Source organism: Streptomyces sp. WAC03905 (assembly GCF_057371075.1).
In genome coordinates this window covers 4256245-4276519 of record NZ_JBXYDZ010000003.1, presented here as the reverse complement: position 1 = coordinate 4276519, position 20275 = coordinate 4256245, and the positions used below count along the sequence as shown (strand labels likewise).

The 20275-nt window shown below is 72.5% G+C and carries 19 protein-coding genes and 2 pseudogenes; 8 read left to right on the top strand and 13 right to left on the bottom strand.

Going from position 1 to position 20275, the window contains the following annotated elements:
* Positions 1-6: 6 nt before the first annotated feature.
* The 4 genes from cysS to AC2RP6_RS21900 all read right to left on the bottom strand — a co-directional run bounded on the left by cysS (position 7) and on the right by AC2RP6_RS21900 (position 3562).
* Positions 7-1407 (bottom strand): cysteine--tRNA ligase, encoded by a 1401-nt coding sequence (gene cysS, locus AC2RP6_RS21915; RefSeq protein ID WP_486447716.1) that lies wholly within the window; start codon positions 1405-1407, stop codon positions 7-9.
* A gap of 93 nt (positions 1408-1500) precedes the next feature.
* Entirely contained in the window at positions 1501-2004 is a 504-nt protein-coding gene (ispF, locus tag AC2RP6_RS21910) for a 2-C-methyl-D-erythritol 2,4-cyclodiphosphate synthase (RefSeq protein WP_486447715.1), read from the bottom strand.
* Complete coding sequence (gene ispD / locus AC2RP6_RS21905) at positions 1994-2740, bottom strand: 2-C-methyl-D-erythritol 4-phosphate cytidylyltransferase (RefSeq protein WP_486447714.1); 747 nt, start codon at positions 2738-2740, stop codon at positions 1994-1996. Before ispD ends, ispF begins: the two co-directional genes overlap by 11 nt.
* 339 nt (positions 2741-3079) lie before the next feature.
* Positions 3080-3562: a CarD family transcriptional regulator gene (locus tag AC2RP6_RS21900; RefSeq protein WP_003953493.1), complete on the bottom strand. Its 483-nt coding sequence runs from the start codon at positions 3560-3562 to the stop codon at positions 3080-3082.
* A gap of 638 nt (positions 3563-4200) precedes the next feature.
* On the opposite strand from AC2RP6_RS21900, the gene AC2RP6_RS21895 reads away from it, so the two are divergent.
* Entirely contained in the window at positions 4201-4878 is a 678-nt protein-coding gene (locus AC2RP6_RS21895; RefSeq protein WP_486447713.1) for a DUF461 domain-containing protein, read from the top strand.
* Positions 4879-4975: 97 nt separating this feature from the next.
* Here AC2RP6_RS21895 and phoP read toward each other — a convergent pair whose 3' ends face one another.
* A complete protein-coding gene (gene phoP, locus AC2RP6_RS21890) occupies positions 4976-5647 on the bottom strand; it encodes a two-component system response regulator PhoP (protein WP_465270294.1) in 672 nt (223 codons plus the stop codon).
* 104 nt (positions 5648-5751) lie between these two features.
* Positions 5752-6897, bottom strand: a pseudogene (phoR, locus tag AC2RP6_RS21885) (two-component system sensor histidine kinase PhoR); the annotation flags it as partial.
* A 236-nt stretch (positions 6898-7133) separates the two neighbouring features.
* On the opposite strand from phoR, the gene phoU reads away from it, so the two are divergent.
* Both phoU and AC2RP6_RS21875 read left to right on the top strand, forming a co-directional pair.
* Positions 7134-7811 (top strand): phosphate signaling complex protein PhoU, encoded by a 678-nt coding sequence (phoU, locus tag AC2RP6_RS21880; protein ID WP_030658995.1) that lies wholly within the window; start codon positions 7134-7136, stop codon positions 7809-7811.
* 151 nt (positions 7812-7962) lie between these two features.
* The gene (locus AC2RP6_RS21875; protein ID WP_167350612.1) at positions 7963-8112 is read left to right on the top strand and encodes a hypothetical protein; all 150 of its coding nucleotides are present in this window, start codon (positions 7963-7965) and stop codon (positions 8110-8112) included.
* Positions 8113-8200: 88 nt separating this feature from the next.
* Here the strand turns inward: AC2RP6_RS21875 and AC2RP6_RS21870 are convergent, their stop codons facing one another.
* Positions 8201-8761: a TetR/AcrR family transcriptional regulator gene (locus AC2RP6_RS21870; protein WP_486447712.1), complete on the bottom strand. Its 561-nt coding sequence runs from the start codon at positions 8759-8761 to the stop codon at positions 8201-8203.
* 104 nt (positions 8762-8865) lie between these two features.
* On the opposite strand from AC2RP6_RS21870, the gene AC2RP6_RS21865 reads away from it, so the two are divergent.
* The gene (locus AC2RP6_RS21865) at positions 8866-9465 is read left to right on the top strand and encodes a DUF2867 domain-containing protein (protein ID WP_486447711.1); all 600 of its coding nucleotides are present in this window, start codon (positions 8866-8868) and stop codon (positions 9463-9465) included.
* Between the two features lie 72 nt (positions 9466-9537).
* On the opposite strand, the gene AC2RP6_RS21860 is transcribed toward AC2RP6_RS21865, so the two are convergent.
* Positions 9538-10296 (bottom strand): phosphoglyceromutase, encoded by a 759-nt coding sequence (locus tag AC2RP6_RS21860; protein ID WP_486447710.1) that lies wholly within the window; start codon positions 10294-10296, stop codon positions 9538-9540.
* 129 nt (positions 10297-10425) lie between these two features.
* Between AC2RP6_RS21860 and AC2RP6_RS21855 the strand changes: the two genes are divergently transcribed.
* Positions 10426-11907 (top strand): MDR family MFS transporter, encoded by a 1482-nt coding sequence (locus tag AC2RP6_RS21855; protein ID WP_486447709.1) that lies wholly within the window; start codon positions 10426-10428, stop codon positions 11905-11907.
* A gap of 39 nt (positions 11908-11946) precedes the next feature.
* Here AC2RP6_RS21855 and AC2RP6_RS21850 read toward each other — a convergent pair whose 3' ends face one another.
* Together AC2RP6_RS21850 and mshA are read right to left on the bottom strand one after the other, a co-directional pair.
* Positions 11947-12471 carry a type III secretion system chaperone family protein gene (locus AC2RP6_RS21850; protein ID WP_486447708.1) on the bottom strand — a complete coding sequence of 175 codons (525 nt, stop codon included), beginning with the start codon at positions 12469-12471 and terminating at the stop codon, positions 11947-11949.
* A pseudogene (gene mshA, locus AC2RP6_RS21845) lies at positions 12464-13850 on the bottom strand (D-inositol-3-phosphate glycosyltransferase). The gene AC2RP6_RS21850 and the pseudogene mshA overlap by 8 nt, the downstream one beginning before the upstream one ends.
* A 331-nt stretch (positions 13851-14181) precedes the next feature.
* On the opposite strand from mshA, the gene AC2RP6_RS21840 reads away from it, so the two are divergent.
* From AC2RP6_RS21840 to AC2RP6_RS21830, 3 genes are all read left to right on the top strand, one after another.
* On the top strand, positions 14182-15009 hold the full coding sequence (locus AC2RP6_RS21840; protein ID WP_486447707.1) for a class I SAM-dependent methyltransferase: 828 nt from the start codon (positions 14182-14184) through the stop codon (positions 15007-15009).
* Between the two features lie 262 nt (positions 15010-15271).
* Positions 15272-16327 (top strand): C40 family peptidase, encoded by a 1056-nt coding sequence (locus tag AC2RP6_RS21835; RefSeq protein WP_486447706.1) that lies wholly within the window; start codon positions 15272-15274, stop codon positions 16325-16327.
* Positions 16328-17187: 860 nt separating this feature from the next.
* Positions 17188-18591 carry a PP2C family protein-serine/threonine phosphatase gene (locus tag AC2RP6_RS21830; RefSeq protein WP_486447705.1) on the top strand — a complete coding sequence of 468 codons (1404 nt, stop codon included), beginning with the start codon at positions 17188-17190 and terminating at the stop codon, positions 18589-18591.
* A 20-nt stretch (positions 18592-18611) separates the two neighbouring features.
* On the opposite strand, the gene AC2RP6_RS21825 is transcribed toward AC2RP6_RS21830, so the two are convergent.
* From AC2RP6_RS21825 to AC2RP6_RS21815, 3 genes are all read right to left on the bottom strand, one after another.
* Positions 18612-18950, bottom strand: a complete 339-nt coding sequence (locus AC2RP6_RS21825) for a DUF2516 family protein (protein WP_486447704.1) — start codon at positions 18948-18950, stop codon at positions 18612-18614.
* Between the two features lie 144 nt (positions 18951-19094).
* Positions 19095-19643, bottom strand: coding sequence for a hypothetical protein (locus tag AC2RP6_RS21820; RefSeq protein ID WP_486447703.1), 549 nt, complete (start codon positions 19641-19643; stop codon positions 19095-19097).
* 23 nt (positions 19644-19666) lie between these two features.
* Positions 19667-20095 (bottom strand): helix-turn-helix domain-containing protein, encoded by a 429-nt coding sequence (locus AC2RP6_RS21815; RefSeq protein WP_486447702.1) that lies wholly within the window; start codon positions 20093-20095, stop codon positions 19667-19669.
* Positions 20096-20275 lie beyond the last annotated feature (180 nt).

Genomic DNA, 20275 nt, shown 5'->3' with positions numbered 1-20275 from the left:
GGGGGCTCAGCGGGCGCCGAGCGTCCAGCGCGGCCCCGTCGGGCTGTCCTCGATGACCAGGCCGGACTGCTGGAGCTGGTCGCGGATGGCGTCGGCGGTCGCCCAGTCCTTGCGGGCCCGGGCGGACTCGCGCTGGTCCAGGACCAGGCGTACGAGCGTGTCGACGGCGCCGTGGAGGTCCTCGCCGCGGTCGGTCTCACCGGCCCAGTGCGGGTCGAGCGGGTCCAGACCGAGGACGCCCAGCATCGCCCGCACCTCGGACAGGCGGGCGATGGCCGCGTCCTTGTCGTCGGCGGCGAGCGCGCTGTTGCCCTGGCGGACGGTGGTGTGGACGATCGCGAGCGCCTGCGGGACGCCGAGGTCGTCGTCCATGGCCTCGGCGAAGGCGGGGGGGACCTCCTTCGCGGCCTCGACGGGGCCGCCGGCCTTCTCCACGACGCGCTGGACGAAGCCCTCGATGCGTGCGAAGGCCGACTCGGCCTCCCGCAGCGCCTCCTCGCTGTACTCGATCATCGACCGGTAGTGCGGGGTGCCGAGGTAGTAGCGCAGGACGATCGGGCGCCACTGCTTGACCATCTCGGAGACGAGGACCGAGTTCCCGAGGGACTTGGACATCTTCTCGCCGGCCATGGTGACCCAGGCGTTGTGGACCCAGTAGTTCGCGAACGCGTCGCCGAAGGCCTTGGCCTGGGCGATCTCGTTCTCGTGGTGCGGGAAGATCAGGTCCAGGCCGCCGCCGTGGATGTCGAAGGCCTCGCCGAGGTACTTGTGCGCCATGGCGGAGCATTCGAGGTGCCAGCCCGGACGGCCGCGGCCCCACGGGGTCTCCCAGGAGGGCTCGCCCGGCTTGACGGACTTCCACATGGCGAAGTCTCGGGGGTCGCGCTTGCCCGTCTCGCCCTCGCCGGAGGGCTGGAGCAGGTTGTCGAGCTCCTGGTTGGACAGGCTCAGGTAGCCGGGGAAGGATCGCACGTCGAAGTAGACGTTGCCGTCGGCCTCGTAGGCGTGACCGCGCTCGATCAGACCGCGCATCATCTCGATCATCTCGGGGACGTGGCCCGTGGCGCGCGGCTCGTAGGTGGGCCGCAGGCAGCCGAGGGCGTCGTAGCCGTTGTTGAATGCCTGCTCGTTGTCGTAGCCGATGGACCACCAGGGGCGGCCCTGCTCGGCCGACTTCGTGATGATCTTGTCGTCGATGTCGGTGACGTTGCGGATGAAGGTGACGTCGTAGCCGCGGTACTCGAACCAGCGGCGCATCATGTCGAAGTTGAGACCCGACCGGATGTGCCCGATGTGCGGGGCCGCCTGCACGGTGGCACCACAGAGGTAGATCGAGACGCAGCCCGGAACGAGCGGGGTGAAGTCGCGGATCTGCCGGGCGTTGGTGTCGTACAGGCGAATAGTCACGGCATCCAGGGTAGTGCGCCTGTAGCAGTGCCCCGCGACCTTTGGGGCCGCGGGGCCGCTTTGTTGCCGAAGATGTGCCGTCCCGGCGGGCGTTCAGGCCCGGTTCGTCCGGTACACGAGGGCGGTGGCGAGGGCGGCGAGACCCTCGGCACGGCCGGTGAGGCCCAGTCCGTCGGTGGTGGTGCCCGATACGGAGACGGGGGCGCCCGCGGCGGCCGCGAGCGCCTTCTGTGCCTCTTCGCGCCGCTTGCCGATCTTGGGGCGTACGCCGATCACCTGGATGGCGATGTTGCCGATCTCGAAGCCCTCCGCGCGCACGATCCGGGCGGCCTCCGCGAGCAGGGTGACCCCCGCGGCGCCGGACCACTCGGGGCGGGAGGTGCCGAAGTGGGCGCCGAGGTCGCCGACTCCGGCGGCCGAGAAGAGGGCGTCGCAGGCGGCGTGCGCGGCGACGTCGCCGTCGGAGTGCCCGGCGAGGCCGTCCTCGCCCTCCCACAGCAGGCCGGCGCACCACAGCTCGCGGCCGGTCTCGAAGGCGTGCACGTCGGTGCCGATCCCGACGAGGGGGATCAGCGGCGCGGCGGGGTCAGTAGGCATCGGTGGCCCTCCTGCGGGCGAGTACGGCCTCGGCGAGGACCAGGTCGAGCGGACGGGTGACCTTGAAGGCCTCTTCGTGTCCCGGGATCACCACGACGGGGACGCCGAGGCGTTCCACCATGCCGGCGTCGTCGGTGGCGCCCTCGCCGTCCACGGCGATCGCGGCGTGCGCCTTCAGCAGCGTGGCGAGGTCGAAGCCCTGCGGGGTCTGCACGGCGCGCAGCCGGGCCCGCTCGGGCGTGGCGACGACCGGCTCTGGCTCGCCCGGCCCGCCGGGCTCGACCTCCTTGACGGTGTCGGCCAGCGGGAGCGCGGGGACAACGGCGGGGGCGCCGTCGCGCACGGCCTCGACGACGGCGTCCACGGTGTCCACCGGGACGAGCGGGCGAGCCGCGTCGTGGATCAGTACGGAGGTGACGTCCTGCGGCAGCGCGTCCAGGCCGGCCCGTACGGACTCCTGCCGGGTATCGCCGCCGGGGACGACCAGGACCTCGGTCCGCTCGGGCAGCGCGTGCTCGGCGAGCAGCAGGCGCACCTCGGCCGCCTCGGCGGCGGGGGCGACGACCACCACGACGGACACCGCGCGGGAGCGGGCCATCGCGCGGACCGCGTGGACGAGCATCGGGGTGCCTCCGAGGGCCCGCAGGGCCTTGGGGGCGCCGGGACCGAGGCGTACGCCGCGGCCGGCGGCCGGGATCACCGCGGCCGTGCGGCGGGGGCGCGTTACGTCAGACATCAGTAGCTCCGAGCCAGGTTTCCGAGCCAGGTTTGTGACTTCGGCCGACATGGGTATGGCCTCAAGGGTGCCGGGTGCGACGCCCCTCGCCCCTTCCGTGACGACCGGTCGAGCAGGCTGCCCGGACCCGGCACGCCAGTGAGAAGTGCAGAGTGACGAGTACTTCATGCGTACGGCTGGGCAGGCTGGGCACCAGCGGTACGGGTGGGGCAAGAGGTATCGGAACAAGAGGTACGGATACAGACATGCCGCAGCGCCCGGCAACAGGTCTCTCCCGGAGGAGAAACCTTGTCATCGGGCACCGCGGCAAGCTGTGCACACCGTGCACGGGGCCTCGCGTCAGGACGCGAGCACCTCGTCGAGGAGGGCCTCGGCCTTGTCCTCGTTCGTGTTCTCAGCGAGCGCGAGCTCGCTGACCAGGATCTGGCGCGCCTTCGCGAGCATGCGCTTCTCGCCCGCGGAGAGCCCGCGCTCGCGCTCACGACGCCACAGGTCACGCACCACTTCGGCGACCTTGATGACATCGCCAGAAGCGAGCTTCTCCAGATTTGCCTTGTAGCGCCGGGACCAGTTCGTCGGCTCTTCTGCATACGGTGCACGAAGCACCTCGAAGACCCGGTCCAGCCCGTCCTGGCCGACTACGTCGCGAACGCCGACGAACTCCGCATTGTCCGCAGGCACACGAACCGTCAGGTCGCCCTGGGCGACCTTGAGCACCAAGTAGGTCTTGTCCACGCCTTTGATCTGGCGAGTCTCAATGGCCTCGATCAGCGCGGCCCCGTGATGGGGATAGACCACGGTGTCGCCAACCTTGAACGTCATGTGACAGGTACCCCTTCCGTGGCTATCCAGGGTAACACGAGAACTGACCGTTATGAATGGCGTTTTCGCAGGTCAGGGCACATCTCGGGGCTTGACAACAGCAACAGGAACGTGCTGCGGAAGGGTTCCGGAAGGGGGTATTCGCAGGTCGGGGGCGCTGCGCGGACCGGGCGAAAGGGCCACGCTACACCCGCCGCACACCCCCACCAGTGTGACGTACGTCCCGTTTTGCCGGGTTGAGAGTCGCGAAACCGAACTGCTCCGTTCGGCTGGCGAGCGCGCGTGCGGGAGCGGGTTCCGGCCCAATCCGGAATTGATCACCGCGCCGCGTTCGGAGGAATCCCGGAATTGATCAACGCGCGGGGACGCACGATATGCGAGCGCCCCATGATCGGCGAGGTGAACGGGAAGCCGAACGGCGAGGTGGACCCCGGCCGGAATGCAAGATCGTGGACCACCCCCAGGGCGGCGGCCGCCCTGCGGAGGGTCGGGTGCGGGGGCGGGGCGGCGGCTCGGTAACCTAAGCGCGCTGACACACCCTTAGAGCGGCTTCGCCTCGGCCGTTCCGGGGGTACCTCCCAGCGGTTGCCGGGAGAGCCCACCCTCCGTTTCCGTTCGTCCAAGGAGTTGCCGCCGCCGTGAGCCGCAGCCTTCGACGCGGCGCCCTCGCCGCCACCGCCGTCGTGTTCTCGATCGCCTCGCTGGCCGCATGCGGTGCGGGCAACGACGCGCAGACTCTCCAGATCAAGCCGGACAACGCCGCCGTCACCAAGGGCGACATCGAGATCCAGAACGCCCTGGTGATCACCCAGGGCGAGAAGGACAAGAAGGGCCCGGCCGTCGTCTCGGCGACCGTCTTCAACAACGGCACCAAGGCGCAGACACTTGACGGCATCACCCTTGCGGATGGCAAGGGCAAGGTCGTGCTGAAGCCGGCCGAGGGCGGCGGCAAGATCACCGTGCCGGCCGGCGGTTCCGTGGTGCTCGGCGGCGCGGGCAACGCCTCCGCCGTGGTCGAGAACGGCTCCGAGGCCGCCAAGAACGGCGACGTGCAGAAGGTCGTCTTCCAGCTGAGCAGCACGGGCGGCGTCGAGCTCCAGGCCTTCGTGGTCCCGGCCACCGGCATGTACGCGGGCTTCGGCCCGTCGGCGGCCCCGTCCGCCGCCGCCCCGTCCGGCAGCCCGTCGGGCTCCCCCTCCGGCTCGCCCTCCGGTTCCCCGGCCGCGACCCCGGCCGCCGGTGCCAGCCCGTCCGGCAGCGCCTCGGGCGCCGCCGCCTCGCCGTCGGGCTCCGCCTCGCACGCGGCAGGCCACTGACCCGGGTCACGACGCAGCTCCGTACGCGTCCGTACACGCACGGAAAGGGCCCCCCTCCGCACCGGCGGACGGGGGCCCTTCGCACGTACCTCGGGGCCTACGGCTCGAACTTGTAGCCGAGGCCGCGGACCGTCACCAGGTAACGCGGGGCACCCGGGTCAGGCTCGATCTTGGCGCGGAGGCGCTTGACGTGGACGTCGAGGGTCTTGGTGTCGCCGACGTAGTCGGCGCCCCAGACCCGGTCGATCAACTGCATGCGGGTCAGTACGCGGCCCGCGTTGCGCAGCAGCATCTCCAGCAGGTCGAACTCCTTCAGCGGCAGGTCCACCTTGCCGCCGGCGACGGTGACCACGTGACGGTCCACGTCCATCCGTACGGGGCCCGCCTCCAGCGCCGCCGGGGTGACCTCCTCCGGCTCTCCGCGGCGGCGCAGGACCGCGCGGATGCGGGCGACCAGCTCCCGCGAGGAGAAGGGCTTGGTGACGTAGTCGTCCGCTCCTATCTCCAGCCCGACGACCTTGTCGATCTCGCTGTCCTTGGCGGTCACCATGATCACGGGAACGTTGGAGCGGCCGCGCAACTGCCGGCAGACCTCGGTGCCGGGCAGACCGGGCAGCATCAGGTCGAGGAGGACGAGGTCGGCGCCGTTGCGCTCGAACTCGTCGAGCCCGTCGGGGCCGGTCGCCGCGATGGCGACCTCGAAGCCCTCCTTGCGGAGCATGTAGGACAGGGCGTCGCTGAAGGATTCCTCATCCTCGACGACGAGCACTCGGGTCACGGAAGGACCTCCGGGGCAGGAATGGCTGGAGCGGTTCTGGTTCAGGCTGGGGTCGGGTGCGTGCGGGGGGCCGCCGCCGGGGCCGAAGCGGCCGCTTCGGGCAGTCGCAGGGTGAAGGTGGAGCCCTGGCCCTCGGAACTCCACACCGACACCTCGCCGCCGTGCGAGGCGGCCACGTGCTTCACGATCGCGAGGCCGAGGCCGGTGCCTCCCGTGGCGCGGGAGCGGGCCGGGTCCACGCGGTAGAAGCGCTCGAAGACGCGCTCGCGGTCCTTCTCCGGGATGCCGATGCCCTGGTCGGTCACGGCGATCTCGATCAGGTCTCCCCCGGGGGCCGTCACCCGGCGCGCGGCGATGCCGACGCGGGTGCGGGCGGGACTGTAGTTGACGGCGTTCTCGACGAGGTTTCCGAGGGCGGCCGCCAGCTGCCCCCGGTGTCCCCACACCCGCAGGTCGGCGGTGCCGCCGGCGGCCATGGTGATCTGTTTGGCGGTGGCCGTGTGGCGGCACCGGTCGATGGCCTCCGCCACCAGCGTGTCCACGCGTACGGGCTCCGCGTCCTCCAGTGCCTCGTCGTTCTGCACCCGGGAGAGGTCGATCAGCTCCTGGACGAGGTTGATCAGGCGGGTGGACTCGATCTGCATGCGGCCCGCGAAGCGGGTGACCGCCTCGGGGTCGTCGGCCGCGTCCATGACGGCCTCGGACAGCAGCGAGATCGCTCCGACCGGGGTCTTCAGCTCGTGCGACACGTTGGCGACGAAATCGCGGCGTACGGCCTCGATGCGGCGTGCCTCGGTGAGGTCCTCCACCAGGAGGAGCACCAGGCGGGAGCCGAGCGGGGCGACGCGCGCCGAGACGGCCAGGGCCTCGCCCCGGCCGGTGCCGCGGCGGGGCAGGTCCAGCTCGACCTGCCGTATCTCCCCGTCCCGGCGGGTGTCGCGGGCCATGTGCAGCATGGGCTCGACGGCCAGCTTGCCGCCGCGCACGAGCCCGAGGGCGTAGGCGGCGGACGAGGCCTTGACGACGGCGTCGCCCTCGTCGAGGACCACGGCCGAGGAGCGGAGCACGGACAGCACGGTGTCCACGCCGGGCGGCAGCACCGCGTTGATGTCGGGGCGCATGGAGCTCCGGGTGGGGCGGGCCTGGTCGCGCTCGCTCCAGCGGAACGCCAGCATCGCGATGACGCCGGTGCACAGACCGGCGATCGCTGCAGCTGCGGCGACCGCCGCGTTCACGTCCATGGATCCAGGTTAAGCAGGCGCGACGACACTTCCACAGCCGTTCGGGTGGCACCTCGAACAGTCGTCGCCCAGAGTTCACCCTGGCGACGGGGTTGATTCACTTGTGGTGCCGGAGTCGGACGCGTTTGCGGCTCACCGTGTCAACGTGGGGCGGAAGGCCACCCCCGGACCGCCCCGGGCACCACCGCAGCAGTAGGCAGCAGCAGTACCAGTAGGCCTAGAGAGGGACACGAGACATGCGCGACGCGTACCACGAGGAACTGGACTCGATCGGAGAAGGCCTGGTCGAGATGGCCCGGCTCGTCGGTTCCGCGATCGGGCGGGCCACGACGTCCATGCTCGATGCCGACCTCAAGCTCGCCGAGAGCGTCATCGCCGCCGACCAGAAGGTCGACGACCTGCAGCACGACCTGGAGGCCCGTGCCATCGCGCTGCTGGCCCGCCAGCAGCCGGTCGCCACCGACCTGCGGATCGTCGTGACGTCGCTGCGCATGAGCGCCGACCTGGAGCGCAGCGGCGACCTGGCCCAGCACGTGGCGAAGCTCGCCCGGCTGCGCTTCCCGGACCGTGCCGTCCCGCGGGACCTGCACGCGACGATCCTGGAGATGGGACAGCTGGCGCAGCGCCTGATGGCGAAGGCCGCCGAGGTCATCATCACGAAGGACGTCGACCTGGCGCTCCAGCTGGAGCAGGACGACGACGAGATGGACCAGCTGCACCGCACGCTGTTCCAGCACCTGATGGACGACCGCTGGAAGCACGGCATCGAGACGGCGGTGGACGTCACGCTGCTCGGCCGCTACTACGAGCGCTTCGCGGACCACGCGGTGTCGGTGGCCAAGCGCGTGGTGTACCTGGTGACGGGCGAGCACGCCGACGACCTCCAGCAGCCGACCCAGATCGAGGGCGTCTGACGGAAAGCGCCCGGGCGGCGCCAGCCGGCAGGCCGAACCGAGCTTCCGTGCGCCGTTGACGCGCCGGTCCGGCCGGGCATGAATGAGGGCGAGGCGGCCAGTCGCACGAAGTCCCGTACGCCGCGGGGCACCGCCTCTCCGAGGAGGAACCATGCCCGATTCCCCCGTCCCCATCACCCCGGAGCAGGAGCAGCCGCCGAAGCCCGAGCCGCTGCGGCTCCCGCTGCTCGCGGCCTGCGGCTGCGGCTCCGGCTGCGGCTGCGGCTGCCAGTCCGGTGCCCCCTGCCAGTGCGGCGGCTGACCGGGCCCACCCGGCCCGGCACCGCGCCCGGTACCCCCAGAGGCCCCCTGCCCGCGGACGTCCCGCAGGCGGGGGGCCTTCCGGGTCCCTACCGCAGGAGCCAGGTCCGGGTCAGGCCCATGACCTCCGCCCGGCTGCGGCCGCCGTGGTCGGCGGCGATGAAGTGGGAGCCGATCCGCAGGGAGAAGGTGATCAGGGAGCGGACCTCGACGTCGTCCTCGTCGGCGCAGAAGGCGCGGAACAGTGAGCGCAGGTACTCCATGCGGCGGCTGTCCGCCCGGCGCAGCCGCTCGGCGACGGCCTCGTCGCGGCGCGCCCAGTCGCGGATCGCGAGGTCGGCGTCGACGCCCACCACCGGCCCCTCCTCGTAGGAGGCGACGATCGTGAACAGCCGGTCCAGCCTGGCCCGGGCGTCTCCCCCGCCGCTCTCGACCAGCTCGATCACCGCCTCGGTGACCTCCCGCTCCCAGGTGTCGAGCATCTCGGTGAGGAGCGCGCCGCGGCTGCCGAAGTAGCCGTAGAAACCGCCCTTGCTGACGCCGAGGGCCTGCGCGAGCGCCTCGACGCGGACGGCGTCGGGGCCTCCGGCGGCCAGCGCCCGCAGCCCCTCCTCGATCCACTTGCCGCGTGGCGTGCGGGTCGTACCCATGGGTGTGTCCTCCTCACTCCTCGTTGCGGAGCCCGTGTATACGGTGCCGTATAGAGGAGTGCTAGTCTCGATCTATACGGCATCGTATAGATAGGGGCCAGCACATGAGACTCCCCAGCACCGCCCACACCTCGCGCCCCTGGCGCATCCACGAGATCGCCGGCGACTTCCGACTCGAAGACGTGTGGGCCCTGCCGACCCCCGGCGGCCCGGACGACCTGGCGCGCCTGGTCCGCCAGTTCGCGCGCGGCACGGGCGACCCCGTCCCCTCCCGCGCGGGGCGGGCGCTCTTCGCGATCCGCTGGAAGCTCGGGGCCCTGCTCGGCTGGGACGAGCCGTCCGGCGGCCTGCGCTCACGGGTGCCGACGCTCCGGGACCGGCTGCCGGCGGACCTCCGCGAGGGCGACCGCGGCCCGGACCTCACCGCGGCCCCGTTCACGTCCGTCTACCAGACGCGCGACGAGTGGGCGGCGGAGATCGCCAACAAGACCATGCACGGCGTGCTGCACATCGGCTGGGTCCCGGACGGCCACGGCGGCCACCGCGGCCAGATGGCCGTCCTGGTCAAACCCAACGGCCTGCTGGGCGCCGCCTACATGCTGGCCATCAAGCCCTTCCGCTACGCGGGCGTCTACCCGGCCCTGATCCGCTCGATCGGCGAGGAGTGGCGCAGGACCACCCCCGCCCCGACCGCCAGGGGCTGACCGCGGCCGCGACACGAAGAGCCCCCGCCCGCTGCCGAACAGCGGACGGGGGCTCCGGCGCAACGCCGCGGGCTACTTCTTGCCCTGGTTCTTGACGGCCTCGATGGCGGCCGCGGCAGCCGTCGGGTCGAGGTAGGTGCCGCCCGGGTTGAGGGGCTTGAAGTCGGCGTCCAGTTCGTAGACGAGCGGGATGCCGGTCGGGATGTTCAGGCCCGTGATGTCCTCGTCCGAGATGCTGTCGAGGTGCTTGACCAGACCGCGCAGCGAGTTGCCGTGCGCGGCCACCAGGACCGTGCGGCCCGCCAGCAGGTCCGGGACGATGCCGTCGTACCAGTACGGCAGCATGCGCTCGACGACGTCCTTGAGGCACTCGGTGCGCGGACGCAGCTCGTTCGGGATCGACGCGTAGCGCGGGTCCTCGGACTGGGAGAACTCCGTACCGTCCTCGAGCACCGGCGGCGGGGTGTCGTAGGAGCGGCGCCACAGCATGAACTGCTCCTCGCCGAACTCCGCGAGGGTCTGCGCCTTGTCCTTGCCCTGCAGCGCGCCGTAGTGGCGCTCGTTGAGGCGCCAGGAGCGGTGCACCGGGATCCAGTGGCGGTCCGCGGACTCGAGCGCGAGCTGCGCGGTGCGGATGGCGCGCTTCTGGAGGGAGGTGTGCAGAACGTCGGGCAGCAGGCCGGCGTCCTTCAGCAGCTCACCGCCCCGGACCGCCTCCTTCTCGCCCTTCTCGGTGAGGTTGACGTCCACCCAGCCGGTGAACAGGTTCTTCGCGTTCCATTCGCTCTCGCCGTGGCGGAGGAGGATCAGCTTGTACGGTGCGTCGGCCATGCGTACGAGCCTAATGGACGCGCGCGGGTGTCGATTGACGGCTCGGGTCAATTGGGTGGCGCTCGGAGCCCGCCCCCTCGTAATGTGCCGATCGGTATAGCGACACTTACACCGCCGGGGGGATTCCGTATGTCCGCAGACCGTCTCATACGGGCCGTCCGGGAGAGCGTCTCGGGTCTGCCCCGGGCGTTCTGGTGGCTCTGGACGAGCACGCTCGTCAACCGGCTCGGGGCCTTCGTCGCCACCTTCATGACCTTGTACCTCACCCTGGACCGGGGCTACTCGGCCTCCTTCGCGGGGCTCGTCGTCGCCCTCCACGGGCTGGGCGGCGTGGTGTCCTCGCTCGTCGCGGGTGTGATGACGGACCGGCTGGGGCGGCGCCCCACGCTGCTGGCGGCCCAGGCCTCGACCGCCTTCTCGGTGGCGCTGCTGGGCTTCATGGAGCACCCGGCGGCCATCGCGGCGGTGGCCCTGCTGGTCGGCGCGACCTCCAACGCCTCCCGCCCGGCGGTCGCCGCGATGATGGCGGACATCGTCCGTCCCGAGGACCGCGTACGGGCCTTCGCGCTCAACTACTGGGCCATCAACCTGGGCTTCGCCGTCAGCGCGACCGCGGCGGGCCTGATCGCCGAGTACAGCTACCTGGCCGGCTTCCTGGGCGAGGCCGCGCTGACGCTGGCCTGCGCGGTGCTCGTCTACGTCAAGCTGCCCGAGTCCCGGCCCCAGGGCGGCGGGGCCGGCGCGTCCGGCGCCTCGGGCGCGTCCTCGGGCTCGCCCGCAGGGAAGGGCGGCGCCGGAGCGGGGATCGGGCTCGGGACCGTGCTGCGGGACGGGCGGTTCATGGGCGTGGTCGGCCTGTCCTTCCTGATCTCGCTGATCTTCACCCAGGGCTCGGTCGGCCTGCCGGTCGCGATGGGGTCCGCCGGGTTCTCACCCGGGGACTACGGGCTCGTCATCGCCGTGAACGGCCTGCTGATCGTGGTGCTGCAGATCCCCGTCACCCGCCTCATCGAGCACCGCGACCCGCAGAAACTGCTGGTCGTCTCGGCCCTGCTGGCCGGGTACGGCTTCGCGCTGACGGCCTTCGCCGGACCGGTGTGGGCGTACGCGCTGACGGTGTGCGTGTGGACGCTCGCCGAGATCGTCAACTCCCCGACCCAGATGAGTCTCGTCGTACGGCTCTCGCCGGTCCACGGGCGCGGGCGCTACCAGGGCGTCTACACGATGTCCTGGGCGGTGGCCGCGCTGGTGGCGCCGCTGATGGCGGGCTTCATGATCGACCGGTGGGGTGCGGACCGGCTGTGGGCGGCCACGGGTGTGCTGGGCACGGTGGCGGCGGCCGGCTACTGGCTGCTGATGCGGAACCTGCCCGAGGGGGACAGGGGTACGGGCCCGGCGGCGGCCGGCGGCGGCCCCGCCGCGGCACCGCAGGCGGCGGAACCGCTGCCCACCGCCCCGGCGCTCGCGGAGCCGGCGCTCACCGCATCCGCACTCCCGGAGCCGGCGCTCACCGCACCCGCACTCGCCGAGCCGGTGCTCACCGCACCCCCGCTCGCCGAGCCGGCGGCGCTTCCCGATGCGACGGGGTCCGGCCCGGGCCGGGTGGGCTGACCGGGGGCGCGCCCGTGGCGGCCCGGCCGGCCGGCCGCGTCAGTCGGCCGGGCCGCCGCCGGGCGCGGCCGGCGACTCGTCCTGCGGCCGCGTCAGGTGCTTGAAGGCGTCCAGGTTGAAGGTCGGTTCGCCGCGCGAGACCCGCCACTCGTACTCGCGCCGGATCGCGCTCGCGAAGCCCAGCTCCAGCAGCGTGTTGAACGACCCGTCCGCGGCCTCCAGCACCGTGCCGAGCAGCCGGTCCAGCTCCTCCGGGGTGACGACCGACAGCGGCAGGCGGGCCGTCAGGTAGATGTCGCCGAGGCGGTCCACGGCGTACGCCATCCCGTACAGCTTGAGGTTGCGCTCCAGCAGCCAGCGGTGGACGCCGGCCTCGTTCTCGTCGGGGTGGCGGATCACGAAGGCGTTGACCGACAGCGAGTGCCGGCCGACCCGGATCGAGCAGGTGGTGCTGAGCTTGCGCGTCCCGGGGAGCTGGACGACGTACGTGCCCGGGTGGGGGCTCTCCCAGCCCAGCTCCGCGCCGGTGAGCGTGCTCTCGATGATCTCGGCGGTGTCAGCCATGGTGGGAGCGTACGCGACGGCGATGATCGTGCATCGCCGCCGTGTAGACGTCGGCCGTACCGGCGGCCGCCGTGTCCCAGCCGAAGAACTGCGCGTGCCGCGCCGCCTCGGCCCCCATCCGGTCCGCGAGGCCGGGCTCGTCGACGAAGCGGCGCAGCTGCCGCGCGTAGTCCGCCGGGTCGTGCCCGGGTACGAGGATCCCCGTGACGCCGTCGTTGACGGCGACGGGCAGCCCGCCGACCTCGGCGGCCAGCACCGGGGTGCCGGCGGCCTGGGCCTCTATCGCGACGAGCCCGAAGGACTCGCTGTAGGACGGCATGACCAGCACGGACGCCGCCCTGAACCAGTCGGCGAGGCCGTCCTGGGCGACCGGCGGGTGGAAGTGCACGAGGTCGGCGATGCCGAGCTTGGCCGCGAGTTTCTGCAGCCCCTCGGGCTTGGCGAGGCCGCTGCCGCTGGGCCCGCCGACGACGGGGACGAAGAGGCGGCGGCGCAGCGAGGGGTCGCGGTCGACGAGGACGGCGACGGCGCGCAGCAGGATGTCGGGGGCCTTCAGAGGCTGGATGCGGCCGGCGAAGAGGGGTATGACGGCGTCCTGCGGGAGGCCGAGGCGGGCGCGGGCCGCGGCCCGGCCGTCGCCGACGGTGAAGCGGTCGAGGTTCACACCGGGGTGGACGACGGCCACCTTGGCGGGGTCGGCCTCGTAGTGGCGGACGAGCTCGTCGGCCTCTTCGGCGGTGTTGGCGATGAGCCGGTCGGCGGCGGAGACGATCTGGGTCTCGCCGATGACGCGGGCGGCGGGCTCGGGGGTGTCGCCCTCGGCCAGCGCCGCGTTCTTGACCTTGGCCATGGTGTGCATGGCGTGCACGAGGGGCACGCCCCAGCGTTGCGCGGCGAGCCAGCCCACGTGCCCGGACAGCCAGTAGTGGGAGTGGACGAGGTCGTAGTAGCCGGGGCGGTGGCCGGCCCAGGCCTGCATCACGCCGTGGGTGAAGGCGCACAGCTGGGCCGGGAAGCTCCTCCTTGGCGAGGCCCTCGTACGGCCCCGCGTCCACGTGCCGCACGAGGACGCCGGGGGTCAGCTCGACCACGGGCGGGAGCCCGCCGGTGGTGGCACGGGTGAAGATCTCGACGTCGATGTTGATCGCGGCGAGGCGGCGGGCCAGCTCCACGATGTAGACGTTCATCCCGCCGGCGTCGCCGGTGCCGGGCTGGTGCAGCGGTGAGGTGTGCACGCTGAGCATGGCCACGCGGCGCGGTTTGCGGTGGTGGCCCACGGCCGGCAGGCGCAGCCGGGGCGGTTCGTGACGGGTGGCGGCGCGGGCGGCGGCGAGGCGCCCGCTGAGGCTGCCGCCGAGGCGGGACACGTACTGGCTCAAGGAAGCGCTTCCTCTCGGCTCGGACGGTGCGCGCTCGGACGCTCGCTCGGACGCTGGCTGGTTCGGTACGACGGACGGCATGCCGGACGCCCTGAGGCACGACATGACGGACGGCATGACCGCATGACTGCGGGGGCGCGTAGGACGCCCTGCAAGGAGTGCAACCCGGATGGCCGTCCCCCGCATTCCGGGGCGCCCGGATTTCCTGCGCGCTCCCCCGTTTCTTGGTGCTTTCTTGGGGTGCGCCGCGCGGTCCCCGGGGTGTGCGGGCGGTTTTCGCCGCCCGCGGGCGGTTTTCACCGCGAGGGGGCGCTCCGCTTACCCTCGCCCCATGGCCTCCCGCAGTACCCCGTCACCCTCACCCAGTCGTGCCTCCGGCCGTCCTGTGGGTTCGGTGACGCGCGGGACGACGAACCCGAACCGGTTGCGCCGGATGGACCGCTGGATCGCGGCCGTCCACGGGGCGGAGCTGCGGCGGGCCGGGGATCCGGTGGCGGTGGACCTCGGGTACGGGGCCGCGCCCTGGACGGCGGTCGAGCTGCTGGCGCGGCTGCGGGGCGCGGCGCCGCGGGTGCGGGTGGTCGGCATCGAGATCGAGCCGGCGCGGGTGGCGGGGGCGAAGCCGTACGAGCGGGAGGGGCTGAGCTTCCGGCACGGCGGCTTCGAGGTCCCGCTGGAGGGCGGGGAGCGCCCGATGCTGATCCGCGCGGCGAACGTACTGCGCCAGTACGACGAGGAGCAGGTCGCCGAGGTGTGGGCGCGGCTGTGCGCGCGGCTGGCGCCGGGCGGGCTGCTGGTGGAGGGGACCTGCGACGAGATCGGGCGGCGGCACGTGTGGGTGGCGCTGGGCCCGGAGGGGCCGCGCACGGTGACCTTCGCGACCCGGCTGGGCTCGCTGGAGCGCCCGTCGGACCTGGCGGAGCGGCTGCCGAAGGCGCTGATCCACCGGAACGTACCGGGCGAGCCGGTGCACGCGTTCCTGCGCGACTTCGACCGGGCGTGGGCGGCGGCGGCCCCGTACGCCTCGTACGGGGCGCGGCAGCGCTGGATCCGCACGGCGCGGGCGCTGTCCGCGAACTGGCCGCTGGCGGACGGGCCGGTGCGGTGGCGGCAGGGGGAACTGACGCTGCGCTGGGAGGCGTTGCGCCCCGTGGGGTGAATGCGGCGCGGCGGGGAACCGGGGGCGGGGGTGCCCCGTTGATCCGTGAGGGGCAGGGCTCGGGGTCCGTTGGGGCAGACAAGATCGAAACGGCATCCACAAGGGTGTCGGATTTCATCGACTCGTGGCACCATCCCGATGGCAGTGCGAAGTTACTGATGAATAGTCAGATCTGAGACCAGGTCTGACTCGGGTGCCTGGGGGGACCATGGGGTCGGTAGGGCGACGACGGGGCGCGAGCTCTCTCGTACTGCTGTGCGCGATGGCGGTGCTGACGGCGGGTCTCGCGACGGGCACGGCGCACGCGGCGCCGGCCGCACCGGGGGCTCCGGCCCCGGCACCGGCCGTACCGGGGTCGCCCGCGCCCGCACCGGGGCCGGACGGAAAGTCCCTGGAGCAGGTCCGCAAGGACATCGACGAGCTCTACCGCCAGGCGGGCACCGCGACGGACGCGTACAACCTCGCCGAGGCCGAGACCAAGGCCCAGTCGGACAAGATCGTCGAGATCGCCAACCTGATCGTCGCCGGCAAGGAGCGGATCGCCACGCTGAAGAGCCGCGCGGGCGCCGCGGCCCGCGCGCAGTACCGCTCGGGCGGCCTGCCGCCGGGCGCCCGGCTGGCGTTGAGCGAGGACCCCAACCAGTTCCTGGACGGCGCCGACCGGTTGCGGCAGGGCGAGAAGGCCGCCTCGGACCTCCTGTCCGAACTGGACCGCACCCAGACGGACTTGCAGCGCTACGCGGAGGAGGCGAGCGAGCGCTGGAAGAAGCTGGAGGAGAACCGGGTCAAGCAGGAGGACTCCAAGAAGCAGATCGAGGAGAAGATCAAGGCGGCGGAGGAGCTGGAGAGCAAGCTGGAGGCCGAGCAGAAGGCCCGACTGATCCAGCTGGAGCAGGAAGCGCAGTACCGGGCGCAGACGGCGTGGCTGTCCACGGGCGCGATGAAGGACGTCAACGGCAAGGCGACGGACGCGGGCAAGCGCGCGGTGCAGTTCGCCACGGCGCAGATGGGGAAGCCGTACAAGTGGGGCGCGGTCGGCCCGGACTCCTTCGACTGCTCCGGCCTGACCTCGCAGGCCTGGCGCGCGGCGGGGCGCGGGATCCCGCGCACCTCGCAGGAACAGCTGCGGCTGCTGCCGAAGGTCGCGCTCAAGGACATGCGGCCGGGCGACCTGATCATCTACTTCGACGACGCGAGCCATGTCGGTATGTACGTGGGCGACGGCGCGATGGTCCACGCCCCGCGCCCCGGACGCAACATCACCCTGGCCGGCGCCGGCTCCATGCCGATCAAGGCAGTGGTCCGCCCGGACGCGTAACGCCTCCGGCGCCGGTCGGCCGTGTCCGCCCTGGCCGGGCGGCGGACTTGCCGGGCGGCGGCCTTGGCCGGGCGGCGGCCTTGGCCGGGCGGCGGCCTTGTCGGGCGGCGGCCTTGGCCGGGCGGTGCGCGGGTATTCCGGGTGCGGGCGGGTGGCTGCGCCTCAAACGCCGGCGGGGCTGGGTTCGGTGCCCCCGGGCGGGGTCCGGACGGGGGTCGGGTGCGGGACCGCCGGGGGGTGTCTCCTCGGCTCGGCGCGCGCGGCCACGTCCCGGCTGTCGGGCGGTGGTCGCGCCTCGTCCTGCGGGGACACCCCCCACCGTCCCCGCACCCCGACCCTGGCGGAGTCCGGGGCCGTCGGGCGGGGACACTGCGGGGGCTCCCCGCAGGACGAGGCGCGAACCGGCCGCACGGCCGGGACAGGGCCGCGCGCGCCGAGCCGAGGAGAGCCCCCGGAGGGGCACCGCCCGACCCGAAGCCACCGACAACCCGACCGCCCGACCGCCCGACCGCCCCACCGCACCTTCCGGCCCCGCCCGGCCAGGGCGAGCCCGGCCACCGCCCGCGCCCGGAACGCACACGCACCGGCCGGGGCGAGCCGGCCAACGGCCCGCAGACGGCGGAGTGCGGCACGCGGGCGGCCGGGCAGAGGCAACCCCGGGGGTGTGGGGCACGTCTCGTTGGGCGGGACGGAACGCAGCCCCCGCCGTGACCTTTGTCATCCTGTGAGGCCGATTTTCCCCCGTGATGACGGCATATGACGGAGGCCCGCGCCAAGAACGGCATTCCGTTCGCGGGGCAGGGACCGCTAGGGTCTGCCGGACGAGCGCACCCTCGGGGGGAGGGAAGGAACCGGAAACGATGCCCGTACCCGTACCGCGGCAGAGGGAGACCCCCGCCACGGAGAGCGGTCAGGCCGTTCTGCACACCGCCGCCCCGCCTGCCTCCATGGGCGTCGGCGTCGCGCAGGCGACCCCTCAGCCCACCGCCCTGACCCTCCTGGTCATCGAGGACGACCCCGCGGGCGGACTCACCGTCCCCGAGATCCTCGACACCGACGGCCACCGCATCCGGATCCGCAGCGCGCGCAACCTCACCGAGGCCGAGCGACTGCTCACCCCCGACGTGCACTGCATCCTGCTCGACCTGTCGCTGCCCGGCGCGGGCACCGGCTCCGGTTCGGGCTCCGGGGCCGGCTTCGGCACCCGCAGCCCGGTCGCGACCGCCACGGCGGCGACCGGCACGACCACCGCCACGACCACCGCCACGACCGCCGCCACCGGCGCCGACCCGCAGCTCGCCGTCCTCCACCAGGTGCTGCGCCTCGCCCCGCGTCACGCCGTGCTCGTCCTCACCGACGAGGACGACGCCGAGCGCGCCGCCGAGGCCGTCCGCGTCGGCGCCCAGGACTTCCTCTTCCGGGACGAGCTCGACGGCCGGCTGCTGAGCCGCGCCATCCGCTACGCCGTGGAGAGAAAACGGGCCGACATCGCCCAGTACAAGCTTGCAGAATCGAAACTGCGCGCCCAGGAGAACGCCCGCCTGGAGCGGGGCCTGCTCCCCACGCCCCTCCTCGACGGCTCCGATCTGCGCTTCGCCGCCCGGTACCGCCCCGGCCGCAGCCGGGCCCTCCTCGGCGGCGACTTCTACGACACCGTCCGCACCCCCGACGGCACCGTCCACGCCATGATCGGCGACGTCTGCGGGCACGGCCCCGACGAAGCCGCCCTCGGCGTCGAGCTCCGCATCGCCTGGCGCGCCCTGACCCTCGCGGGCCTGTGCGGCGACGACCTGCTGGCCACCCTCCAGGAGGTGCTGGAGGTGGAGCGCCCGTGCGAGGAGATCTTCGCGACGCTGTGCACCGTCGACATCGCCCCCGACGGCCGCCGCGCGGGCCTGTGCCTGGCCGGCCATCCGGCCCCGCTGATCTCCCGGCCGGGACGCCGCGCGCGGCTCCTCCCGTACGAGAACAGCGGCCCGGCCCTCGGCCTGCTGCCCCGGGCCCGCTGGCCGCGCCGGCAGGTCGAGCTGGGCGGCACCTGGAGCCTGATGCTCTACACCGACGGCCTCATCGAGGGCCGGATCGGCGAGGGCAGGGAACGCCTGGGCCAGGACGGCATGGTCGAGATGATCAACCGCCACCTGGACCTCGGTCTGAGCGGCGAGGGCCTGCTGGAGGCCTCCGTCACCGAGGCACGCCGCCTCAACGGCGGCGAGCTCACCGACGACGTGGCCGTGGTCCTGCTCTCCCGCTCCGAGGGCTGACCCGCCCCCGCGGGGCCCGCCTACCGGCCGCCGTTGTAGGGGCCGTACGGGCCGTCGCTGCTGCTCCCGCCGCTGCGGCGGCCGCCGCCCGAGACCTGCTTGAGGGCCGGCCGCACGTCCACGAAGAACACGATGGTGGCCACCAGGCCCGCGATCTCCAGGAAGAGCATCCCCAGGAAGGCGTCCACCAGCACGGTGATGCCGAGGATGACCAGCCAGAAGGTCTTGCTCTGCTTGTCGGCCGCCCGGTACGCGTCGTCCCGCGCCACCAGCGCGAACCCGAAGGCCACGACGGCGAGCACCAGCATGGCGAGCCCGAGAAGCGGGACCACCCCTCGATCGAACCCGTCCATCAACATCGCTTCGACCGCCTTCTCCCGCTCGCGTACGGACCTTCCGGTGCCGCCTCACTCCACGCTACCGGCACACGCCCCTCCATCAACCACAACGGGCCGGGCCCATGAAGGGTGCCCGGCCCGTGGTCGCCCATGCGGGCGTGCGGCTCAGCTCGCGTCGTCCGCCGTGACGACGGCCTTCTTGGCCGTGCTCTTGCGCGCGGCGGGCTTCTTGGCGGCGGGCTGCTCGTCGGCGGCGGCCTCGGCCGCCGGCTCGGCCTGCGCCTCGGGCTTCGACTCGGGGCGCGGCTCGACGACGACGGCGATGTCGACGATCTCGTCGGAGACCTCGCCGCGCCAGGTGCGTACGGCCTGCTCGCCGTGCTCGGCGACCTTGTCGTAGGTCTCCTTGGCGCGCACCGCGTACTCGGCGGCCACGCCGACCCCGCGCAGCGCCAGGTCCTGGGCGGTCTCCCCGATCTTCTTCGGGTCGATCGCGCCGAGCACCTCGGCGACCTTGGCGGTGACCGCGTCCTGGACGGCCTTGGGGTCGGTGTTCTTCACGGCCTCGATGCGCGCGGGGGCCTCGGCGCGCAGCTGCTCGATGAGCTCCGGGACCTTCTTCGCCTGCTGCACGGCGAGATCGGCGGTGCCGGCGGCGAAGTAGAGGGGGGTGGGGTCGGTGAGGGTCTTCTTCAGGTCATCGGCGATGGCCATGTGCTGGTCCTCCCGGATCAACTTCAGTCGGTCTTCGACGGCATCTCGTCAGCGGGAACGTCGGGACGATCGGGAACGTCGGGGGCGACGGGAACGGCCGGCTCCTCGAGCGCGTTCTCCTTGCGGAACGACTCGTAGATCTGGAGCAGCACCTGCTTCTGCCGCTCGTTGATGGACGGGTCGGCGAGTATGACGGCTCGCGTCTCCACCTCGTCGCGGTCCCGCTCGTCGAGGATCCCGGCCTGCACGTACAGCGTCTCCGCGGAGATCCGCAGCGCCTTGGCCAGCTGCTGGAGGATGTCCGCGCTCGGCTTGCGCAGCCCGCGCTCGATCTGGCTCAGGTACGGATTCGACACCCCCGCGGCGTCGGCCAGCTGCCGCAGCGAGAGCTGCGCCTGCCGCCGTTGCTCACGGAGGTACTCGCCGAGGTTTCCGACGTTGAGCGATGCCATGCCGCAGATCCTGCCCGACACCGCTAACTTTTGCAAGCAGACGCTTGCAACATCTCCCGCGCCGCCGTGTTGCCGCGGGCGCCGCCGCCTCGGCCGCCCTTCGTCATCCGCCTGGCTGCGGCACCGCAGGTGCCGAGCCGCTGCGCGATGCTGGAACTGGTGGCGATGGCGATGCCGGCA